This window comes from Methanobrevibacter sp. UBA417, assembly GCF_002508845.1.
GTDB lineage: Archaea > Methanobacteriota > Methanobacteria > Methanobacteriales > Methanobacteriaceae > Methanobrevibacter_A > Methanobrevibacter_A acididurans.
In genome coordinates, this window is the sequence record NZ_DAZC01000019.1 from 1 (window position 1) to 22,186 (window position 22,186).

A 22,186-nucleotide genomic window follows, 5' to 3' on the forward strand; every position below is an offset into this window, starting at 1 on the left:
GAAAATCAAAACAATAAAAAAAATAATATAAAAAAAGGTTTTAAGGAAGAATAATTATTCATTCCTTAAAAATTGCTTAAAATAAATTTTGTGTTTAAAAACTTAATGAACTATAAATACCAGCTAAAGTAAAACTACCAGTATTCCAATTCACAATATTCCCTAAACTATTACGTTTACTGGTAGCATCTGCTACTTTCCAAACACCATCAACATATATTTGTGCCCATACATGACCTGTTACAAGTCCACTACTAAATACACAATTTTTACCATGAACGTATCTAGCAGGAATTCCAGCAGCACGACATAAAGCAATTACAAGGTGTGCATGATCTACACAATTACCTTTACCTGCATTAAGAGTACCAACAGCACCATATTTAGTATTAGCATAAAAACTGTAAGTGATTTCATCACGTACATAATTAAATATTGCAGTAGCCTTAGCAAGAGAAGATGTTAAACCACTAGTTAAACTAGCAGCTAAAGCTTTAATTTGTGCATTATTTACTTCACAATTATTAGTTGCAACAAGATATTTTGAAGTATCAGTACCATCACCTTTCTCATTTAAACCAGATCCAGAATCGCTAGAACTAGAAGATGAGCTTGTAGTAATAATACTAGTATTTACACTAATACTTGTAGGTAAAGTATTAGTACTTGCATAGCTTGTTAAGATATTAGCAAATATGTAAACATAATTATCATAGGATATTTTACCTAAACCATTTGATGAATCAAAGTTAGGTGTGTAACCATTTGCATTTACAAATTCAATTATTCTTGAAGCTAAAGCTAAATATTGAGTACTTGATAATTGACCAGTTAAATTATCACCTGCAGAGTTTGGTGCACTAGATACATCAGCAACTGCAATATTATCAGTTTGCCCTGCACTAATTTTTAGCAATGCAGTCGCCATTAAATATGCAAATCTAGATTCCCCATATTGAACACCATTTAATGTTGTATATAATGGCAATCTACCATTTTTTACAATAAATGCTTGAACTCTTTCAGCAGCACTAATAACATCCGCTATTGAAACATAAACTTTATTAGTTGAATTAGTTGAATTAGAACTTAAAACACCTTTAACAGTTGAAGAATCAAAAGATACAGAGTTAGGTAAACGTGCATTAGTATTAACAAATACTAACATTTTTGAGAAAGCATAAGTATATGATTCAAAACTAATTTGACCAATACTAGAACTTTTATCAAAATTTGGTAAAGCGTTATTAGTATTCACATAAGCAATAATCCGATTAACCAATAAAATAGTGTCAGCTAAAGTTAATGTTCCTGTAGCACTACCTGTTGAATTATTTGGAGAATTAACATCCACAAAATCAACAGCATTATTATTACCACTATTAATATTTAAAATAGCTTGTCCCATTAAATATGATACTTGAGCAATAGTATATTCAACACCATTATAAGTTACAGAACTTGGTAAATAACCAGTACTTAAAACAGATTGACTAACTGTATTTGCAATAGATTTAATATCATTAATACTTAAAGAACCAACAATATCTGAACCATTATCTGTACTATTATCAGAAGTAGCATTTACAAGAACACTAACTCCAACTTTAGTTAAAACTTTTGTAGATCCTACGATTTTTTCTTTACCAGTTACTGCACAATAATCAGAATCACAAATTGCACATGTTAATTCAACTTCAGATACATTTTTAGGATTAATTAATAATGTTCCATATAAATCACAATCTGGACAATAGTTAATGAAAGTTGTATTATAATAAGCATATTTAAATCCAGTATAATTACTTGCACTTGGTCTAGCTATTACGTTAATGTAATAATTATCAGAAATATCAGTAACAACTACACTAGCGGGGAGTGTTTTATGATTATAATAATAAGCCATAACTTTTGTAAATGTATAAACAATTGTATTATATTGAATAACTCCAATGTTTGAGCTTATACCCGGATTAGCAGAATTAGTTGATGACATATAATTACTAATTGAATTTGCTAAACTTAGATAATCAGTTTTATTCATATTAGATAATACACTTGTTCCTTTTGATCCAGATGGACCACTAATAGATATTATGGGAATATTAGCTGTAGAACCATTATTAATTTCTGCAATTGCTGTAGATAAGAAGTATAGGAATTGTGGTGTAGTATATTTAACACCATTAATTCCAACATATTCAGGAATCTGCCCTTCATAATCTTTTTCAATTAAATCTTTAAGTGATGTTGCAGCACTTCCAATTAAATCTATACTTATAGTAGTTTCATTATTATTCACAATGGATTCATAGTTTGTAAAATTTATTATATTTGTTAAACCATAACGGAATACAGAAACTCCACATGCTCCACCATCATATGCTGCTTGAACATCATTTGCAAGTTCAGTTGCACTGAGTAATGTAACATCATTATCAGATTTATATCCTTGTAATGCTGCCCAAACTAATGCCCCTGCACCATTTTGAACATACCATTTAGTAGTACTTGTTATCCAAGTACTAGTTTTACCATAGTTTCCTTTGTATAACATTGGCATTAATACATCTAAGTATTGTCCTAGTTGAGATACATCTTGACCATAATAATATGCTCCAGAAGTAGTTTCTGGCATGATAGTTCCTGCAACAATTAGGTTACTGTTTACAGTTTTAATAGCTTTTGTTAATTCTGATACAAATGTATTAATAGCTGCAGTAGAACCATTATATTGGTAAGCATTACCCGCATAACGAATATAATCTAATAATACTCCTTTAATTCCAGATGTGGATGCGTAAGTGATTGCATCATTAACTTTAGAATCAAGTAATGTAGTATTTATAGCACCAGTTGAAGATATAACTGGATTATAAAATGATCCATTTTCATGTAATATTTGCATCCAAATATAAACATCTATCCCTTTAGAACTTGCTGTTGAAATCCAAGATTCAATAGCACTTTTAGTATATAATGAAAATGCACCATAACTAAGAAATATAGCGTTAACTCCATTGTTTTTTAAATTATCTAAATCAACAGAGTACATATTCTTACCAAATAGCCATAAAGCATTACCTGAAACGGAAGTTACAGTTTCATATATAGAAAATGAACTTGTTCCAGATATAGGTGCATAAGTATTACTACCCTCAAAAGAGTAAGTCATATTATATGCTCCTGAAGCTAGATTAAGTTTTAAGTAAGCTATTCCTTTACTATTGGTTACATTGGAATAAGTTACATTTGTTGTTCCTTTTGAAATAGTGAAATATATTGTTTGACCAGATACAGGATTTCCATTAGAATCTAATAACACAACTTCATAATTACTTCCATATTGTATTGAACCAGTAGTTCCACTAATAACCGTATCTTTAATATTAACATTATTATTAGTTATAGTTATACTTGTAGAAGCTGCAGAAGCTAAATACTTACTATTACCTTTATAATTTAATTCAGCAGTGTAAGTTCCAGCACCTAAACCTATTAACATTGATCCTTTACCAGTAGAATCAGTTACAATTGTATATACTTTACTTGCAGATCCTTTAGATAAAGTTAAGTAAACAGTTTGTCCTGAGATAGGATTACCACTAACATCAACTAATGTGAAATTAAAATATCCATTTTGACCCAAAACAGCCGTATAAGGATTTACATTAATAATTGTTGATGTTAAATTGGTTGTAGCGGAATATACTGTAATACTGTTTGTTGAAGCAGTACTAGGATTATAAGTTACATTATTTCTTGTAGTGAATCCACCAAAACTTGCTTTTGCTGTGTAATCATTAGGAAATAAATTGATTTGAAGATAAGCTTTACCTTGTAAATCAGTTGTTGCCCAATAAATTTTACTTAAACCATTAGAAGGATTAGTTAAATTTAACGCAATGTGTTGTCCAATAACTGGAGTTCCATCTGCTTGTGTTAATAAAACTGTGTAATTTAATCCTTGTCCATAAATTTCAGTAAAATTATATCCAGTTAATATAGTGTTTATATTACTAGAATCTGAATTAGATAATGAAATGACTGCATTAGATGATTTTAAATTATTATCATTATTTGTTGTATAATTGCTGTCATCATTTCCATTAGCATTACTGGTTAAAATATTTGAATTGCTTGAACCAGTACTTAGACTACTATTATTATCTATAGTAATTTGATTGCTATTTGAAATTCCATTGTCTGAACTTTCAATACTAGTTTGATTGTTTAATTCAGTAGCACATACTCCACTTATAGAAACGAAGCATGAAACTAAGAGTACGACTAGTAAAGTTTTACTCCCAATTGAAATTGTTTCACCTCACAATATTACCACTTTATATTTTTTTACGGGAAAAATATTTTTATATTTTCTAAGTAAAAAAATCGGTAATAACATTTTTTTAAAATAAAAACAATCCATCTTAGAATTTTTTTTTAATAGTTCATCCAAAATAGATTGGTTAAGATTTATAGTGTTATTATAATATAAAAGTTTCTAACTAATAAATAAACCTAAAAAGGAGTTTTATAGTTTAATTACATTAAATAAAGGGGAAAAATCATTAAATTAAGTTTAAAAAATGGTAATGTATCTAAAAAAAATTTTATTGTTTTAAAATTTATTGATAATAATTACACAAAATATTATGACATGAAAATAGATATGTAATATTAAAGCTTTAAATTAAGATAAAAGGAAAATAAATCAATAATTTAATAAAAATTTAAAGATTTTAACTTATTACTGGATAAATTAAGTAATATTTAAGTTATTACCTTAAAAAAAGTTTAATAGTTAAGTTTTAATTTTTGATTAAGTTCTTTTAAAATCTTAAGTTTTAATTAAAGTAAATTTTTATAGAATATATCGGTTGAAATTTAAGAATTTAAAGTAGTAATGAAATTTAAGAATTTTTTTACTTTCGAAAACTTAAAACTAAAAGTTAGTTAATTATTAAACTAAAAATTTTAGGAAAGTAATTTGAAATAATTAATTATATAAAATAAATAAAATTTTTTAAAAAAGTTTTAATGAAAGAAATAAAAAAAAAGAAAGATGTTAAAAAATTTAATATAAATTTCTTACATCATTGGAGGCATGCCGCCCATACCACCCATTCCTCCTTGAGGAGGCATTGGTGGAAGGTTACCTGGGTCATCCATTCCTTCTGCTTTGTTTGGTTTGTTTAATGATCCTTCTGCTGCAACTAAATCATCAATACGTAATATCATTTCACATGCTTCTGCTGCAGATAAGATTGCTTGTTTTTTAACTCTTTGTGGTTCGATTACTCCACGGTCTTTCATGTTAACTACTTCACCGGTGAATACATCGATTCCCATGTAAGGATTTGTTTCATGTGCACTTCTAAGATCTACAAGAACATCAATTGCATCTAACCCTGCATTTTCTGCTAAAGTTCTTGGAATAATTTCTAATGCTTCAGCAAATGCTTTAATAGCTAATTGTTCTCTTCCTCCAATAGTATCAGCATATGCTTTTAATTGTTTAGCCATTTCAATTTCTGGTGATCCTCCACCAATAACAACTTTTTCATCTTCAATTGTTGCTGAAACTACTCCTAATGCATCTTCTAAAGCTCTTTCAATTTCTGAGGATATGTGTCTTGTACTTCCTCTTACTATTATACTACAGGATTTAGGATTATCACATTCTTCTACAAAAGTAAATTTTTGATCGAATATTTTCTTTTCAAAGATATGTCCTGCTGTACCAAGTTTATCTGAGGTTAAATCTTTAATATCGGTTACTAATTCAGCTCCAGTTGCTTTTGCAATACGGGATATGTCTGATTTTTTAACACGTTTTATTGCATATATTCCATTTTTAGCTAAGTAATGCATTGCAACATCATCAATTCCTTTTTGACAGAATAAAACATTTGCTCCTGATTCTACAATATTATTTACCATATTTTTTAATTCTTGTTCTTCACTATCAAGGAACATTTGTAATTGTTCTGGACTAGAAAAGTTTGCTTTGGAATCAGTGTTAGTGTCTTTGTGTTCTATTGGATATTTTAATAATGCGATTTTTGCATCATTTATTTCTTCAGGCATTGAAGGTGAAGCTCGACCTTTATCTATGAGTATTCCATCTATTATTTCTGATTCGGAAATTTCTCCACCATTAACTCTTTGTATATTTATGTCTTTTTTATCAACGTTTCCATTATTTTCTACACGTAAAACTGCTTCTACTATTACATCTGAAAGTTCATCAGCTGCGACATCTGTTCCTTTTCCAGTCATTGCGGTTTTTGCAATTTTTTCTAAAGTTTCTTTATCATTGGCATCTATTGATATTCCAAATAATATTTCTATAACTTTATCTAATGCTAAGGTGAATCCTCTTAGGACAGTACTTGCATGAACTCCATTTTCGAAAAGTTCTTCTGCTTTTTTAAGTAATTCTCCAGCAAGCACTACTACTGTAGTGGTTCCATCTCCTACTACATCATCTTGTTTTTTAGCTACTTCTACTAACATTTTTGCTGCTGGGTGTGTAATATCCATTTCTCCAAGTATGGTTGCTCCATCATTACTTACAACAATATCTCCCATACCATCTACTAGCATTTTATCCATCCCTTTAGGTCCAAGGGTTGTACGAATTGTTTCTGCTAAAGTTTTTCCTGCTAGTATGTTCATTTTTGTTGCTCTACTTCCTTGGAATCTTTCTGTTCCATCTCGTAGAATGAATATTGGTTGATTTTGTTGATTTCCATTTGCCATTATTATCCACCTTCATATTTTATTTTTTCTAAAAAATTTACATAAAATTCGTTTTTTAGCTTTTAAGAGCTTTAAACTTTGTTTTATGGTTTTTCATTTTAAAATTTAATTTTTTTATTAAAATTAAGAATAAATATTATTGTTTATTCATCATTTATAACATGGGTTAGAGGTTATATAAAAGCTTTACGGTTAAAAGTTACAAAAAGTTAATTTAATATTTTGATTAAAATTTAAGAAAATTTACTTTGAACTTTATCACTACTTAACTCCTTAATAACACTACGAGCAACCCATTTAGAACTTTTACTACCCATTTCAAGAATATCATAAGCCAAATCCAAAGAATTTTGATTACAAACAATATTACGTTTACCAATACTTCGTAAAGCCCAACTTACACTTTTTCGTACAAAATTACGATTATCTAAAGAGGCATTTTTAATAATTGGAAAAAATTTAAAAAAATAATCATCAGATGAGATTTTATCATGAACTGCTAAAACTGCTATAAGACTAAAAGCAGTACGTTTAACAAACTCTTCTTCAGCTTGAGCCCAGATAGGAATATTATTAATTGCTAATGGAACTTTATCAAAAAGATTTAAACAAGCTTGATCCACTATATCCCAACTATAAAAACTATAAACCCACTCGTTTAACTGATTTTCAGTTACTTTACCGGGATCTTCAACCATGGTAGCAAGTAATCTTGTTTCATGATATCCATAATCCCATAATTGTAAAGTTAATTCATGATTTTTACCAACTGTTTTAGCTATTTTACGTAAAAAAGGAATTCTAACACCATAAGCTTTTAAAGTTTTTATCCCAAATCGTTCCATACCTTTAATATTATCTAAATTTTGATTAGATTCTAACTCATGTATAATATCTTCAAATTCCATAATTTTCACCAAAAATAATATTTAAAAAAATAGTAAAATTTCCATTTTTTTTTCAAATGTAATTATTATATATAATATATTAAAAAAAAAAATTAGAAAATTAAGAATATAAAAAAAGTAAATTTTATTCTTTTATAGTTTTAGCTAGTTTTTTACCAGCTTCATAACATTCTTCAAGAATTTCTTCTGTAGGTGTGAATGTTGTTTCCACATCATCAAATATTTCAAATCCTGCACCTTCAAGAGATTCTTCAAGTTTCTTAACAGCTCCTCCACCCCATCCTTTGGAACTGAAAACTAATGCTTTTTTAATACTAGTGGTTTGTTTAAAGTTTAAACAATTAAACCAGTACATAGTGTTTCCTATACGTGGAAATGGATTGTTCATCATTGTAGGTGCACCTACTGCAATAGCTTTACTATCTAAAACATCAGACACTACATCATCTGCTCCATCCTCTTGCATGAAGTACATTTTCACTTCTACACCTTCACTCATGATTCCTTCAGCTACACTATAAGCCATTTTTTCAGTGGAGTGATGCATTGTATCATAAATAACTGTGATTTTATCTTTACAAACTCCATGAGACCAATCAGTGTAATAATTTAATATGGTTTCAGGATTCTTCCAAATTTCACCATGACATGGTGCTATCATTTTTATCTTTTCAAGTAAACCTAAATCTGCTACTTCTTGTAGTTTACGTCTTGCAGAAGGTGAACCAAAAGTTACAAGATTGGCATAATATTTTCTTGCAGCATCTTTAATAAAATCTGAATCATTTTCTTCCGCAAATCTTTGAGATAAGCATACATGTTGTCCAAAAGCATCATTAGAAAATAATATTCCATCTTCATTTAAAAAAGTGAACATATTATCTGGCCAGTGAAGCATTGGTGCTTGGATGAATGTGAATTTTTTACCACCTAAATCTAATTCATCACCAGTTTTTACTATGTTGATTTCTTGATCTTTTAATTCAAAGTATTGTAATTTTAAAAATTTATTACAATTTGGTGATGCATATACCTCTGCATCAGGGAATTTTTTTAAAGTTTCAGCAAGACAAGTTGCATGATCTGCTTCTGAATGATTTTGTATAAATACATCAATTTTTACGTCTTCTTTTCCTTCTTGTTTAAATGCATCTTGTATTCTAGCATATAATTGTGGAGACATACCAGCATAAACATTATCAATTAATGCTGTTTTTTCTTCACCAAATACAAGATAACAGTTATATGTGGTTCCTGGTATGGAGTATCCGTGGAAACTTCTAGCATCCCAATCTAATGCCCCTACCCAGTAAACACCTTCTCCTATTTTTACTGAATCAGCTTTCATATTTTTTAACCTCTGAAAATAAAATTCATGAAATAATATATTTTTATTAAAAGTTTAATTAATATTAATATAATATATTTAAATTAATTATTATTAAAATTTTTTATATAAATAAAACTATTGGTGATTTGAAAAATTATGATAAATGTTAATGAATTATTTTATGAAGAGGAAGGATTAGGTAATGAAGAGACAGTAATTTTTTTACACCCTAAAATATTATCAAATTGGATTTGGGAAGAACAAAAAGGGCAATTAGAAAATTATGATTGTATTTATTTAGATTTACCTAATCATGGAAATAGTCCTCCTATGGATACTTTTACTATTAAAGGAGTATGTGAACTTATTAAAGAGTTTATTTTAATGAAGATTAAACCTAGTTTTAAAAAGGATAAAGTGAATCTTGTTGGTATTGGAACTGGTGGTTTAATTGCATTTGAACTTTTATGTAATTATCCAGAAATTTTAGATAAAATAATAGTTACAGGCATTTCAAGTCCTGAGGATGTTGGTTTTGAAAAACGTGAAACCAGTATGGTTAATATTTTTGATAATACAAAAAAGATTTTAGATAATAAACCTAAGGGTTTTTTAACTAAAGCTTGGCTTGCAAATTATGGTTTTTCTGGAAGATTTTCTAAAAAAATGAAATTTAGTTATGAAAATATAAGCCAAAAAGATTTAAAAGATATTAGTTTTGAAGCATTAAATTATAAAATACCTGAAGTAAAAGATGTGGATAAAGGTAAAGATTTATTAATAGCTTTTGGTACTAAAGATGAAAGAGTTGTGAATTATAGTAGTGTATTATTCCATTCTAAGTTTCCAAGTGCTAAATGTTTGAAAATTGATAAAGCATTACATATGTGGAATCTTTTAGAACCTAAGCTTTTTAATGAAATTATGGTTGATTTTATTAAAGAAGGTAATGTTAAGATTTATCCACAAATAGTTGAAGAATAAAAAAATTAAAAGGTTGTGATTTAAGTGTTTAATATTGGATTAATAGGTTATGGAAACATGGGATCCATGATTGTTAATAATATTTTGAAATTAGATTTATTATTAGAAGATGAGGTTCTTTTTGTAAGTAATCATAACATGAGTAAAATTGAAAGTTTAAAAGAAATTTATCCAGATGTTACTATTACTGATGATAATAAAGTGATTGCTGAAAATTGTGATGTTATAATTATTTGTGTAAAAAGTCCTGATTTTAAAGATGTGATTTGTGAAATTAAACCTTATTTAAAAAATAATGTTCATATAATTACTAGTTGTGCAGGTATAAACTTCAAAGAAGTTGAAGATTATTATGAAGGTAGTTTAAGTATTGTAATCCCTACATTAGCTTCTTATGTTGGACAAGCTTCTGAAATAACATCAAATAATAGAAGAAAAGGTATAACTTTATTTACTCATAATTCTAATGTTTCTAATCCTGAAAGAGTTTTTATTGAGGGATTATTTGATGAGTTTAGTTTTGTTAAAGTAGTTCATGATTATGAAGATTTAAAAATAGCAACTATTTTAACTAGTTGTTCTCCAGCTTTATTATCTTTACTTGTTGAAAAAATAGCGGATATTGCTGATAAAAATAGTAATTTTAGTAAAGATGATGTTGTTTATTTAATAACTAAGTCTTTATTAGGTACAGGTTTAATTTTAGATGATAGTTTTGAAACAAATGAAGTTATAGAAAAAGTTGCTACTCCTGGAGGAATTACCCAATTTGGTTTAGATTATTTAGATTCTGAAATTAGTGAGGATAGTAAAGAATTGTTTAAAATTTTACTTAAAAAATATTAAATTAAAATTTTTTATCTTATTTTTGTTTTAGTCTATTTTTTAATTCTTTTAAAATGATTTATTGATTAATAATAATTACGTTAACATTGTTAAGTTAACTTAGAGAGCATAATATTTTTTTAAATTATGAGCATATAATTAGTAATGTGAAAAATAGTGATAGTACATCTACATGAAGTAGATGAAAAAATTAAATTATTGAAATTATTTATTCTTTTTAAATTTTAAATCATGACGTTTCATAATATCACTATCTTCAAGATTTCTATGATTCTCATTATGAATTTCTTCAACAGGTTCATCATCATTATTTAAATAAGGAGCATAATCATAATCCTCATATTCATTGAACTGAGAAGGAGATTGTTGATAATTAGGTTGAACTTGTGGTTCAGGTTCATTATAATATTCCTCACGTTCATCATCAAAAAGATTATGTGGACCATTTTTATTTTTACCTAATTCTTCAAAAAGATTATGGGATTTTAAATTTGGATTTTCATTATTTCTAAACTTTACATCCCCATCCATATTGCGCATAGCTCTTTTAATATTATTATCAAAGTCACGATCATCAACAGGATTATGTGAATATTCTTGTTGATTTCTTATATTATTTAAATCCGGATTTTCTCTATCATGATAAGCATAACCTCTTTCTTCATCATCCATAGTATATAAGTTAGTACTGAAACCATAATCTTTAGAAAATGATTCTGGATCTTGATACTGATTTTGATAAGGATTATTCTCAACAGGTTCCTGATACTGATTCTGATAAGGATTATTCTGTTGATTATACTGATTATACGGTTCTTGATTTTGAGACCCATATGAATTTTCAGGCCCCATATTATTATGAATAGGTGTAACAGGTTGTGATTGAAATTTACTATATTGTAACTGTTCAAAAATTATCTCTTCAACTTCATGAGGATTTGATATTTGAGTTAATTGTAAATCCTTACCATCATATGCACTATATAATAGTACTGATCCTATACCTATCATTCTACCTACGATTCCTTGACTTATGACAACATCTTGAATAGTGTTATAAGGCATACTAGATTTATCTTTTCTTATAACTCCACTTTCAGTTATTATCCTACCAGAAGTTATAGTATATTTGTATGAAGACCAAGATAATAATTCAAATAATATGTATAAAACAATTAATATACCTATAACTAAGAATGCTATTGCTGTGTATTCTGTTAGAGGCCATTGTACAAAGTTGATGGTGTTAACGGTTAAATTGGCTACAAATTGAATGGTGGCTGTGTAGACATAAAAAATTACTCCAAGTAATATTACTGCAATCATAATGCCTTTATTACTTAGAAAAAAATTTGGTCTAGTCACTAGTAAAGTTTCTTCACCAGACCATCGTTTATCTCTTTTTAACATAGTAATTTATATTTATTAGATATCTTTATTTAAAACACTTTCTATATGAAATTATTTTGTTTAAAGGATTTTAAATAAAATTAGTAAAAGTTTAAAAATAGTATTGTAAAATTTTATATTAAGATAATATTATAAAAAAATTGGCCTCAGATCGCCCATCATTCATCACCATATCAGAGCTCATAGGGTTCATCACTGGCCAATTATATTTTTTATTAATTAAAGAAAGGATGAATTTGGATTTTTTTATCCAAACATCACACCTGCTTCTTTTATAAATTCTTCATCTTTTTCTGATCCAACAATTTTTTCCACAGCATCCATGAAATCTGATACTATGACTTTATCTCTTCCTTCACGAATAGCAAACATTCCCGCTTCGGTACATATTGCTTTTAAGTCTGCACCAGACACTCCATCTGTGAGTGTTGCGAGTAAATCGATGTCTGCTTCTTCAGATAATGACATTTTGGATGTGTGAATTTTGAGGATTTCTTTTCTTCCTTCTTCATTTGGAGATGGTACTTCTATGAATCTATCAAATCTTCCAGGTCTTAAAAGTGCTGGATCTAGGATATCTGGTCTGTTAGTAGCACCTATAATTCCTATGTCTCCTCTACTTTCAAATCCATCGAGTTCTGCTAATAATTGCATGAGTGTTCTTTGTACTTCACGGTCTCCACTAGTACTAGATTTTAAACGTTTTGCTGCAACAGCATCAATTTCATCTATAAATATGATTGCTGGTGCTTTTTCTTTTGCTAGTTCAAATACTTCTCTTACTAGTCTTGCTCCTTCTCCTATATATTTTTTAACAAATTCTGATGCTACTATTTTAATGAAAGTAGCATTTGTTTCATTTGCTACTGCTTTTGCTAGTAATGTTTTTCCTGTTCCCGGTGGACCGTATAAAAGAATTCCTTTAGGTGGGTCTATTCCAATTTTTTCAAATAGTTCTGGATGTTTAAGTGGTAATTCTACTGTTTCTTTCACTTCAACTATTTGTGAGTCTAATCCTCCAATTTGATCATAGGTTACATCAGGTTTTTCTTCTACTTCCATTCCGGATACACATGGGTCTTTTTCAGATGGTAATACTTCTACTACCCCAAATGTTTGTTGGTTTAATGCTACTCTTGATCCTGGAACTAATAGTTTAGGATCTAAAAATTTTGAGTAATTTATAAGGAAGTGTGGTCCTGTACTACTTTTTACTGTCATTCTAGTATCATCTAAAACTTCAGTTATTGTAGCTAATATTAATGGTGGAGTTCTGAATCTTTCTACTTCCCCACGTAATGATTTTGTTTCTCGTTCTAAACGTATTTTTTCATTTTCTGTGAGTATTTTATCTTTTTCTAGTTTTCTTATTTTCCACATTAAATTACGTTTAGTTTTTGTGTGTTCTTCTTTTAATAGTGCAAATTCTTTTTCAAGATTTTCTTGTTTATTTTCTTCAGTTACACTATTATCTATTTCTTGAGAAGATTCTGGCATGGTGAATCACTCCTTTTTTTATTTAAAATTTTATCTGTTAAATTATAATTATTATTTATTTTTGCTTATTAATAATTATTTTTTCGATTCCATTATAATTACATTTAGTTACTATTATGTATTTAATCTATTTTTAGTTACTAGTATTTAAATCTAATGAAACTTGTTTCAAATAATACTAATAATTTATAGTTTATAATTTTTTTATTAAATTAAACTTTAATTAAAAAAAATAGCTTAAAAAAATAAATTAATTTAAAAACTACAAAATTAATAAAGAGTAAATATAATTTAAAACTCAAATCATTATATTATATACAATAAATTTGTATATAAAGGTTTTGAAAAATTATAAATGATTCGAAAAACTTAAAACATTTAAAAAACATAGTTGATTAACATGAGATGCGAGATTTGTGGAAAACCAATATCTGGTAAACCTATAAGAACAAAAGTTGATGGTGCAGTTTTAGATACATGTAAAGAATGTTCAAAACTTGGAAGAATACAAAAAGCACCCCCTCAAAAACGAATAAAAAGAAAAACAGCAAAAAAACAAAGTACTCAAAAATACCAAAGAAAAAGAGACGAACCTAGTGAAGAAATTGTTGAAAATTTTGGTAACATTTGTAAACAAGCAAGGGAATCTAAAGGCTGGTCTCGGGAAGAATTAGGTGAAAAAATCCAAGAAAAAGTCTCAGTAATTAAAAAAATAGAATCTGGAAAAATGACACCAGAACTTAATTTAGCATATAAATTTGAAAAAACATTAAATATTAAAATTATAGAAAAAGTAGATAATCTTGATTTAGAACAATTTAAAACATCTTCATCAGGTGGTTTAACACTTGGAAGTATAGTAAAAATAAAAAAATAAAAAAATTTTATTATATTTCTAAAATTCTTTTTTTTATAAATAACCTATTTTTGAATTTTTGTATTCTCTAGCAGATTTATATTTATAATCTTTCATTACAGTACCTTTATTCTTATTAGAATAATAACCTTTTAAAGGTGCTGATTGATTTAAAGTCTTAACTAAATTTCCATATCCTTCATAATCATCAATTACTACTACTACATGAGCAGGTGGATGAATCTTTTTCACTTGAATAATTGATAAAGTTATGTCTTCTTTTACAAAAAAAGCAGTTGCAACATGTGATTTGTTACGTATTTTTTGATTCAAAATTTTTCCCACAATTTCATCTGCAAACTGAGGATCCACTTTTTTAGGTTTTGTTGTTAAATTTAATTTAGCATGTCTTTCAATATCTGCAATTGCATTTAATAATTTTTGATTGTTTTCGCCACGAATTAGTATTAATGCCATGTTTTTTTACCCTTTAGTTTTATTGTTTAATAATTTTTAAATTTTAGTAAATTTGTATATAATTTTTTTTGAATTATAATTATACAGCTTTTTTAGTGTTTAAATCCTAGTAATAACTGTTAAAATTTTATTTTTTTAATATTTTGTGTTTAAAATTTTCTTTATTTGTTTTTTAGATTTAAATTAAAAAATTATAATATTATTCAAATTGATTTTGTTTTTTTATAAAAAAAGGTTATATAATGAGATTTATTTTTTAAAATATAATTCTTTTCTCATTAAATAACCTAAATTATTCTATTTTCGATCTTGAAAGTTTTTTATAAGCCTACTTCTGAATATTACTAACAGTATAAGTATTATACCAATTGCTGTTTGTATTGTTCCAATAATAGTTAATACAAATGAATTTACTGGTAAATTCCAAGGTGGGGATGTTCTTCCATCAGCTAATGGTTCATAATATACTCCAACTGCACGAGAGTTTTCTTTAACACTTATGTCTTTAGGTTCAACATAATTTACTCCCATGATTAAACCATTATGAATACCTTTATTTATAGATCCTGCAATTTGATCAGGATTATAACCATATTTAGTTACTGATGCTTGAACAATAGCTTCCGTTGTATCTGCTAATCCTGCCCTATCACTACCATAAACTGATACACTTGTTGTATTTGATGTTACAGTTATTGCATTGATTAATGCATCACAAGCATTGGTTGTTTTTAGTTGACTTCCATCAACTGGACATACTTGATAATTATCAGCTTCAGGGAATCCTACACTCCATCCACATGTTGGACATGATTTAGTATAGTTTTCACTCATTGGATACCCAGTAGAATTCATTTCAGTTGGTGTGAACATATCTCCTGTAGATACACGAGATACAAGATTAACAGCACCTCCACCGTATTGTTCTCCAGAATCTGTTGCAACTTCTCTCATCCCTTCTCCAACAATACGTGTAGCTGGGTAACCGTCTCTTATCATTTTACCCATATTCACAGCAGTTTGATATCTTACTGAATCTGCAGTACCCATCTTAGGGTTTCCTTCAGAGTTTCTTAAGTGAATAATAGCTCCTCTATGACCTTCTTGTAATACTGCTAATCCTCCACTTGTTGAGGAGTAAGGTGTGACTGTAATCTCACCATTATCTTGTTCTTCTACAACATAAGCATCAAATGATCCACCAATAGCGGCTCCAACATTAGGACCACCGACTACAAGACGAATCCCATTAAAGGAACTTGCTACAGATGCTGCTGTAGAAGGTGAAGCACCATTCTGTAATGCTGCTACACACTGACCAATCGCTTGTACACGATCTGAAGAGTTACCTTCACCCCCAGATAGTACAGCAAATTGTTTATCTTTACTCATAAGGAAAGATGATTGAAACATGTTTTTAGCAAATGACATACTTCCTGCTGCAACACCATTAGGATCTTGTCCTGTCGGGTCAGTAATTACTATAATGTTACAAGTTGCTGAAACTTCACTGATTACAGTAAAAACGGTCAAGAATAATATTAATCCAAGAAATAAATATTTAGTTTTCTTATTCATCTATTATCATCCTCTTTATAAATTTACGCCGTTTCTTTAAATTGCGCAGTGTTCACTCCATTGTATGATGCATTATCAGCACTAGTGGTATTACTAACAGGTATTGTTGAGAAATCTTCAATAACTGTAACAGTTACAATTCCTGTTTTTTCATCTACTGAAACATCCGCCGCTGCAATAGGTTGTAATGTTGTACCTGGAACTGTGGATTTACATGCAAATTGTTCAGCATTCGTTATGGCCTCCGACAATGGCAACGTACGTTTACTTGTTACAAGCATATCTCCATCAATATAAGAATTTTCTCTGAAACCTGCTGCTTGCACATTTTCTCTAATTGTTTCGATTGGAACAACATCATTTCCTTTTACAATAATCCCTGCTATTGGAACACCTTGGTCCACTTCAGGAGATGAGGCATATGCAACGTAAGTTATAATTCTTCCACATAAGATTAATAAAAATGCTAAAAGCAAAATCATTAATGTATCTCGTCTTACTTTAATAAACATATGAATATATCCTCTTTAATATGAATTAATTATGTTTTTGAATTAATTTTATAATAATATAATTATCAATTTATCGCAAATATTTCTCTAATATTACTATAAATATAATAACATTATTTTATAAGATTAATATCTTATTTAATATTATGTATTCTATGAAATTAATAATAAATCTTTAAATATAATATAAACAATGTTTTTATTAATAAAAAAGAAAATAAGCATGATAAATAATTAAAAATAGGTAAAAAATAGTAGAAAAAAGAGAAAAATTTAAATTTAATTGAAAAATATTTCATGAATAATAAAAAATTTAAGAATTTTCTTTAATTTAAAATTTAATAATCCTTATTATTGGAAATAATTTTTATAATCAGCTAAAAGAAAATAGATTCAAACAATGTTATTTATAGTGTTATTTCTTTAAAAAAATGCATCTAAAGTTGTTTGTTTAGAAATAAAAAGTTCCTTCAACAAATGACTATTTTCAACATAATAATCAGTTGAGGATTTCAATTTATTATTAGCAAAATTTAAAGATTCTTTTAAAGTTTCAAAACTCATTGGATTTTGACTCATAGCTATTCTAATATTTTCTCGAACATTAAATACTCCAAGTGGTTCAAAATTTTCATAAATTTCACGAATAATTATCACTCCAGATTGTCTATGAACTTTTCGTAAGTGCTCTAATACAGCTAATTTTCCAGCATAATATGCTCCTTGAAGAGGACTGTAGGAGGTTTTACCTTTATTATATTCATGATCTATGAATGTGATTTTTTCATTATTTAAAACTTTTAAATAAGTTTCTATCATTTCAAACTCCCATTCTTCAGGGATTAAAATAATAATGAAATTATTACCTAAACTTGAGTAATTGTAAACTTCATAAGAGTCTATTGTTGGATTGTATTTCACTTCTTTTAATAATCCATTTGAAATTGCAGTATCACAAGCTGTTATACTCCATCTTGTAGGTACTAATTTACGGTTCTGTTTTTCTCCAAATGCTCCAACACTAAAAGCTTTTTGTAGTTTACTGAAGGGTACATTATGATTATACATTGCCATTACAGCATCTGTTGCTTTTAAATCAGTATCATAATAAGATTTTTCTAATTTTTTATCCCATCTGACTTCATCAATATCGAATTTCTTTATTAATGCACTAGGACCATGAGGTTCACTTTCACCTTGATATCCTCCACCTGTAGGGTGTTTTTTAAAGGTTGCTTCACTATCTGTAGAATATTTAGATAAACTGATACTTTGTAATTTTTCAATATAAGGGTTTTCAAGGTCTTTTATACCAATTAATTGTTTTCCACGTATTAGATTCATTCTGAAATTAAAAATATCTTTTCCTGTTTTCCCATTTTGTATCCATTTTTCAGGACTATCTAATAAGCTAGTATCTCCTTTATCTGGTGTTATCATTGGACCTGCATATACTTTAGGATAATTCCAATGCCCAATAAATACTGATGGGGGTGTACTACCGTCAAGGTTTTTATTTATCTTAATACTTCGGATTTTCTGGTTTTTTGTTAGTTCATCTAAGTATTGGCTTTTATTTATTGACATGAAAAACTCTTATTAAATTTTCTATTTAATTATATAATTTTGTCATTTCTAAATTTTATTCCTTCATTTAATAGTAATTGTTTTTTTAATTTTAAACCGCCACGATATCCAGTTAATTGATTATTTGAACCTATTACCCTATGGCAGGGTATGATAAAGGGTAATGGATTTTTTGATAATGCTCCACCAATTGCTTGATATGCTTGAGAATTAATAGAATTACCTATTTCTTTATAAGTTCTAGTTTTTCCTTTTGGTATTTTTAATGTTTCAATATAGACTTTTCTTTGAAAACTTGTAATAGGAAGAGTGGTTAAATCAAAGCAATTTTGAAAATTAACATTTTCTCCATTTATAAATTTTTTTATCAACTTTTCTAAATTTTTAGATTCAATAAGATTGTGTTTTTTAATATAATTTATATTTATTTCATTGAATTCATTTTCAAAATAAATAAGTTGTGTTAATCTATCTTTGTTAATGTATGCTTTTACATCCATAAAAATTTTTTAAACCTCCTTTATGAAACTATTTGTTTATATAAGGATATTTAAATAAAAAAAAGAAATTAAATTTAATTATTAATTTATAATATTTTTTTAAGTAATTCTTCTGCAGGATCCATTCCTTGTGCCCCAATTAGTAAAATCAAATCATCAGTTGTGGAAAATTCTACTGTATCAGTTAATGCATCTATTAATTTATCATAAATTACATATTCTGTATTTTTCTTGTTTAATTCATCTTCAAATATTTTTCTCTCTTGAGGTGTAACTGTGTTATTGTGATCTACTTCATCTTCACTACAAGATAATATTAAATTAATTGGTATTTTGTCTTCTTCTTGAAGATTATTTATTACATCTGATAATGCTTCTGCTATTAATTTATTTAGTGTTAATCCTCTAGACCCTCTAATTGCATCAATAACCCATAATGTTTTTAAATTTTTTTTATTTGCAGTTTTAAATGCTGATTGTATTGTTGCTTTAATTCCTTTAGGATTATGTGCAAAATCATCAATTATTAATGGTTTTTCATTTAATGTTACAAATCTTCTTTTTAATGGTTTATATGATTTTACTCCTTCTTTAATTTGTTCAAGAGGTATGTTTAATGATATTGTTGATGCAATAGCAGATAAAGTGTTTTGTATGAAGTGGTGGGATTGGAAGGGCAATTCATCTAATTTTAAAAATATTTTATCTTCATAGATTATTGCTTCTTTTTCATCACTATAAGATAATTTATTTATTTTATTAGTAGTTTTAATGTTTTCTAATTTATCCGGGTTCATAGTTAAATAAAAAATATTACAATCTTCTTTAACTGTTTCATCCATAATTCTTACTCTTTCATCATCATAGTTAAGTACTGCTGTTCCATGAGTTAATGATTTTATTAAACCTTCAGTTTCCTCTTTAACTTCTTCCACATCATGAACTAATCCTATATGATCCATTGCAACATTAGTTACTACAGATACATCTTGGTTTATAGCTTTACTCATTAAGTATGCATGGTTTTTCATGAAATAATCTTCCCATCCTTGTACTTCAGAAACTTCAACAACTAAATAATCTAAGCCTTTTTGTTCATTATAGGATTGTACTAAAAGTTTTGGTACCATTGGATCAATTAAAGTATTAAATTCACTTCTTGCATCTGTATTAGTGAATACTTTAGCTCCAGTATTTTTTAGTATATGATACACCATATGAGTAGTGGTTGATTTACCATTTGTCCCAGTCACAACTACTCTTTTTGTATTTGGTGCAAAATTTTCAACTGTCCATTTTATTGCAAATGCATTAGCTTCTTCTATTTTATTTACAACAATTATGGGATATTTTAGTTTATCTGCGAGTTCTAAACAATCATCTAATGGATGTAGAGTTATTATACATGCTACATTTTTTTTATTAGCAATTTCCACCCCTTTTCCATTAATTTTGTGTCTTATTACAATATCTCCTTTTTTTGCACTATTTAATGTTGTAAATGACCCAGTGAATCCTTCTAGTGATTTGTAATCATTGTTTCCATAGAGTGTTCCATTAATTTTTTGTGTTAAATCTTCGATTTTAATATTTTTTGTCATTGCGAATTTACTTCCTTTAAAAAAAAGTATTTAAATTTGGATTTTTATATGAAAAAAAGAAAAATAGATTTCTTTATATTATAAATACAAAATAATCTACTAATAATCCAATTATACAAACTATTGCTGTTATTAACCAGTAACTACTTACGATTTTTATTTCACTTATTCCTCGATAATTTAATGCATGATGTAATGGTTCTACAGGTAATGTTATTATATGTGCACGATGCATCAAACTTATAATTGTTGAACCAATTGGTACGGCTAAGGATAATAATCCAAAATAGGGGACGTTTGTAATTAATACGGCTGCTGCAAATCCTGAACCTAAAATAAATGATCCAGTATCACCCATGAAAATTTTTGCTGGGTACTTATTAAATACAAGAAAACCTAAACATATTGCAAATAATATTGCAAATGGTGCAATTCCTTCCATGTTTCCATTTATAAAACAGAATATTCCACAAGCAAAAGAAGCTATGGCAATTATTCCTGCTGCTAAACCATCCATTCCATCAATAAGGTTTACTGCATTTATACATCCTAATACAGCTATTATAACTATGGGTATAGCTAATAATCCTAAGTTAAATCCTCCAAGAGTCCATACTGTACTTGTTAATACTAAGAATATACCGGGTAAGAATTGTGCTATTATTTTAACAGATTCATGAGGTTCATATTTGATAGGTATTTCTGCAACTTGTTCTAATTTTCCAGCTGCAAGTAAAGGTTCTAATTGTTTTTTAGCTTTATCAGTAGTTATTCTTGCTTCTTCTGAAACACCTAAATTTAAGATACCTATTTGAACAATATCTGGAGAAATGTTTTTAACTACTTTTTGATATTCTTTTACTTTTAATCCGAGTAAATCATCAAGTAATCCCATTACTCCACCAGTAACCATTATGAAACTAGTTATGAGAATTGGTAAATTTTTATAGAATAAAGAAACAACAAATAATATTGCGAATAAGAAAGATATTCCACCCATTGTGGGTGTTCCTGTTTTATGTCTGTGTTCGCTTACTATTGGGGAGTCTGAAATATCTGCATCTATTAATACATGACGTATAAAAAATGTAGACAGAACAGTGACTACAAAGGTTATTAAAAATAAAATTACCATATTTGTTGTGTTCATTACTAAATACATTATTACCACGATTTTTTTTAAAAAATTTTTATTTACTAATTATATATTTTAGAATTTAATATTATTTAAACTTTATTTTAAGTGCTTTAAAAAGTTAAAAAAAGGTTTTAAATTAAGTTAAAACAATAATTAAAACTTAATTAGTTTGATTATTTTTAAATGATATTTAAAAA

16 protein-coding genes are annotated in these 22,186 nt (G+C 27.7%); 3 read left to right on the forward strand and 13 right to left on the reverse strand.

The features are described from left to right. Positions 1-94 precede the first annotated feature (94 nt). The 4 genes from BP769_RS02965 to BP769_RS02980 all read right to left on the reverse strand — a co-directional run bounded on the left by BP769_RS02965 (position 95) and on the right by BP769_RS02980 (position 9,021). Positions 95-3,649, reverse strand: a complete 3,555-nt coding sequence (locus BP769_RS02965; protein ID WP_413862033.1) for a transglutaminase domain-containing protein — start codon at positions 3,647-3,649, stop codon at positions 95-97. Positions 3,650-5,091: 1,442 nt separating this feature from the next. Continuing rightward, the gene (gene thsA, locus BP769_RS02970) at positions 5,092-6,765 is read right to left on the reverse strand and encodes a thermosome subunit alpha (RefSeq protein WP_409197727.1); all 1,674 of its coding nucleotides are present in this window, start codon (positions 6,763-6,765) and stop codon (positions 5,092-5,094) included. A 233-nt stretch (positions 6,766-6,998) separates the two neighbouring features. Continuing rightward, positions 6,999-7,673, reverse strand: a complete 675-nt coding sequence (locus tag BP769_RS02975; RefSeq protein WP_409197728.1) for a DNA alkylation repair protein — start codon at positions 7,671-7,673, stop codon at positions 6,999-7,001. A gap of 124 nt (positions 7,674-7,797) precedes the next feature. Next, the gene (locus BP769_RS02980; RefSeq protein WP_409197729.1) at positions 7,798-9,021 is read right to left on the reverse strand and encodes an FprA family A-type flavoprotein; all 1,224 of its coding nucleotides are present in this window, start codon (positions 9,019-9,021) and stop codon (positions 7,798-7,800) included. A gap of 138 nt (positions 9,022-9,159) precedes the next feature. Here BP769_RS02980 and BP769_RS02985 point away from each other — a divergent pair, with 138 nt between their 5' ends. Together BP769_RS02985 and BP769_RS02990 are read left to right on the forward strand one after the other, a co-directional pair. Then, positions 9,160-9,987 carry an alpha/beta fold hydrolase gene (locus BP769_RS02985; protein ID WP_413862035.1) on the forward strand — a complete coding sequence of 276 codons (828 nt, stop codon included), beginning with the start codon at positions 9,160-9,162 and terminating at the stop codon, positions 9,985-9,987. A gap of 24 nt (positions 9,988-10,011) precedes the next feature. Then, positions 10,012-10,833: a pyrroline-5-carboxylate reductase family protein gene (locus BP769_RS02990; protein WP_409197731.1), complete on the forward strand. Its 822-nt coding sequence runs from the start codon at positions 10,012-10,014 to the stop codon at positions 10,831-10,833. Between the two features lie 204 nt (positions 10,834-11,037). Here BP769_RS02990 and BP769_RS02995 read toward each other — a convergent pair whose 3' ends face one another. Both BP769_RS02995 and BP769_RS03000 read right to left on the reverse strand, forming a co-directional pair. Next, on the reverse strand, positions 11,038-12,243 hold the full coding sequence (locus tag BP769_RS02995) for a PH domain-containing protein (protein ID WP_413826052.1): 1,206 nt from the start codon (positions 12,241-12,243) through the stop codon (positions 11,038-11,040). Between the two features lie 246 nt (positions 12,244-12,489). After that, positions 12,490-13,740 carry a proteasome-activating nucleotidase gene (locus BP769_RS03000; protein ID WP_413862037.1) on the reverse strand — a complete coding sequence of 417 codons (1,251 nt, stop codon included), beginning with the start codon at positions 13,738-13,740 and terminating at the stop codon, positions 12,490-12,492. Positions 13,741-14,140: 400 nt separating this feature from the next. Here BP769_RS03000 and BP769_RS03005 point away from each other — a divergent pair, with 400 nt between their 5' ends. Beyond that, the gene (locus BP769_RS03005; protein ID WP_413826054.1) at positions 14,141-14,617 is read left to right on the forward strand and encodes a multiprotein bridging factor aMBF1; all 477 of its coding nucleotides are present in this window, start codon (positions 14,141-14,143) and stop codon (positions 14,615-14,617) included. 33 nt (positions 14,618-14,650) lie between these two features. Here the strand turns inward: BP769_RS03005 and BP769_RS03010 are convergent, their stop codons facing one another. The 7 genes from BP769_RS03010 to BP769_RS03040 all read right to left on the reverse strand — a co-directional run bounded on the left by BP769_RS03010 (position 14,651) and on the right by BP769_RS03040 (position 22,013). Continuing rightward, positions 14,651-15,073 (reverse strand): DUF356 domain-containing protein, encoded by a 423-nt coding sequence (locus BP769_RS03010; protein ID WP_413826057.1) that lies wholly within the window; start codon positions 15,071-15,073, stop codon positions 14,651-14,653. Positions 15,074-15,370: 297 nt separating this feature from the next. Next, the gene (locus tag BP769_RS03015; RefSeq protein WP_413827491.1) at positions 15,371-16,651 is read right to left on the reverse strand and encodes a hypothetical protein; all 1,281 of its coding nucleotides are present in this window, start codon (positions 16,649-16,651) and stop codon (positions 15,371-15,373) included. A gap of 23 nt (positions 16,652-16,674) precedes the next feature. Further along, on the reverse strand, positions 16,675-17,163 hold the full coding sequence (locus BP769_RS03020; protein ID WP_413826061.1) for a hypothetical protein: 489 nt from the start codon (positions 17,161-17,163) through the stop codon (positions 16,675-16,677). Between the two features lie 423 nt (positions 17,164-17,586). After that, complete coding sequence (locus BP769_RS03025) at positions 17,587-18,750, reverse strand: hypothetical protein (RefSeq protein WP_413862039.1); 1,164 nt, start codon at positions 18,748-18,750, stop codon at positions 17,587-17,589. A 29-nt stretch (positions 18,751-18,779) separates the two neighbouring features. Next, entirely contained in the window at positions 18,780-19,250 is a 471-nt protein-coding gene (locus BP769_RS03030) for a methylated-DNA--[protein]-cysteine S-methyltransferase (RefSeq protein WP_413827486.1), read from the reverse strand. A gap of 86 nt (positions 19,251-19,336) precedes the next feature. Continuing rightward, entirely contained in the window at positions 19,337-20,851 is a 1,515-nt protein-coding gene (locus BP769_RS03035; protein WP_413862041.1) for a Mur ligase family protein, read from the reverse strand. Between the two features lie 73 nt (positions 20,852-20,924). Beyond that, complete coding sequence (locus BP769_RS03040) at positions 20,925-22,013, reverse strand: glycosyltransferase family 4 protein (RefSeq protein ID WP_413826073.1); 1,089 nt, start codon at positions 22,011-22,013, stop codon at positions 20,925-20,927. Positions 22,014-22,186: the final 173 nt, after the last annotated feature.

Coding starts and splice junctions, on each gene's coding strand:
- thsA (WP_409197727.1), bottom strand. CDS start 6,765: ATGGCAAATGGAAATCAACAAAATCAACCAATATTCATTCTACGAGAT.
- BP769_RS02975 (WP_409197728.1), bottom strand. CDS start 7,673: ATGGAATTTGAAGATATTATACATGAGTTAGAATCTAATCAAAATTTA.
- BP769_RS02980 (WP_409197729.1), bottom strand. CDS start 9,021: ATGAAAGCTGATTCAGTAAAAATAGGAGAAGGTGTTTACTGGGTAGGG.
- BP769_RS02985 (WP_413862035.1), top strand. CDS start 9,160: ATGATAAATGTTAATGAATTATTTTATGAAGAGGAAGGATTAGGTAAT.
- BP769_RS02995 (WP_413826052.1), bottom strand. CDS start 12,243: ATGTTAAAAAGAGATAAACGATGGTCTGGTGAAGAAACTTTACTAGTG.
- BP769_RS03000 (WP_413862037.1), bottom strand. CDS start 13,740: ATGCCAGAATCTTCTCAAGAAATAGATAATAGTGTAACTGAAGAAAAT.
- BP769_RS03005 (WP_413826054.1), top strand. CDS start 14,141: ATGAGATGCGAGATTTGTGGAAAACCAATATCTGGTAAACCTATAAGA.
- BP769_RS03010 (WP_413826057.1), bottom strand. CDS start 15,073: ATGGCATTAATACTAATTCGTGGCGAAAACAATCAAAAATTATTAAAT.
- BP769_RS03015 (WP_413827491.1), bottom strand. CDS start 16,651: ATGAATAAGAAAACTAAATATTTATTTCTTGGATTAATATTATTCTTG.
- BP769_RS03020 (WP_413826061.1), bottom strand. CDS start 17,163: ATGTTTATTAAAGTAAGACGAGATACATTAATGATTTTGCTTTTAGCA.
- BP769_RS03025 (WP_413862039.1), bottom strand. CDS start 18,750: ATGTCAATAAATAAAAGCCAATACTTAGATGAACTAACAAAAAACCAG.
- BP769_RS03030 (WP_413827486.1), bottom strand. CDS start 19,250: ATGGATGTAAAAGCATACATTAACAAAGATAGATTAACACAACTTATT.
- BP769_RS03035 (WP_413862041.1), bottom strand. CDS start 20,851: ATGACAAAAAATATTAAAATCGAAGATTTAACACAAAAAATTAATGGA.
- BP769_RS03040 (WP_413826073.1), bottom strand. CDS start 22,013: ATGTATTTAGTAATGAACACAACAAATATGGTAATTTTATTTTTAATA.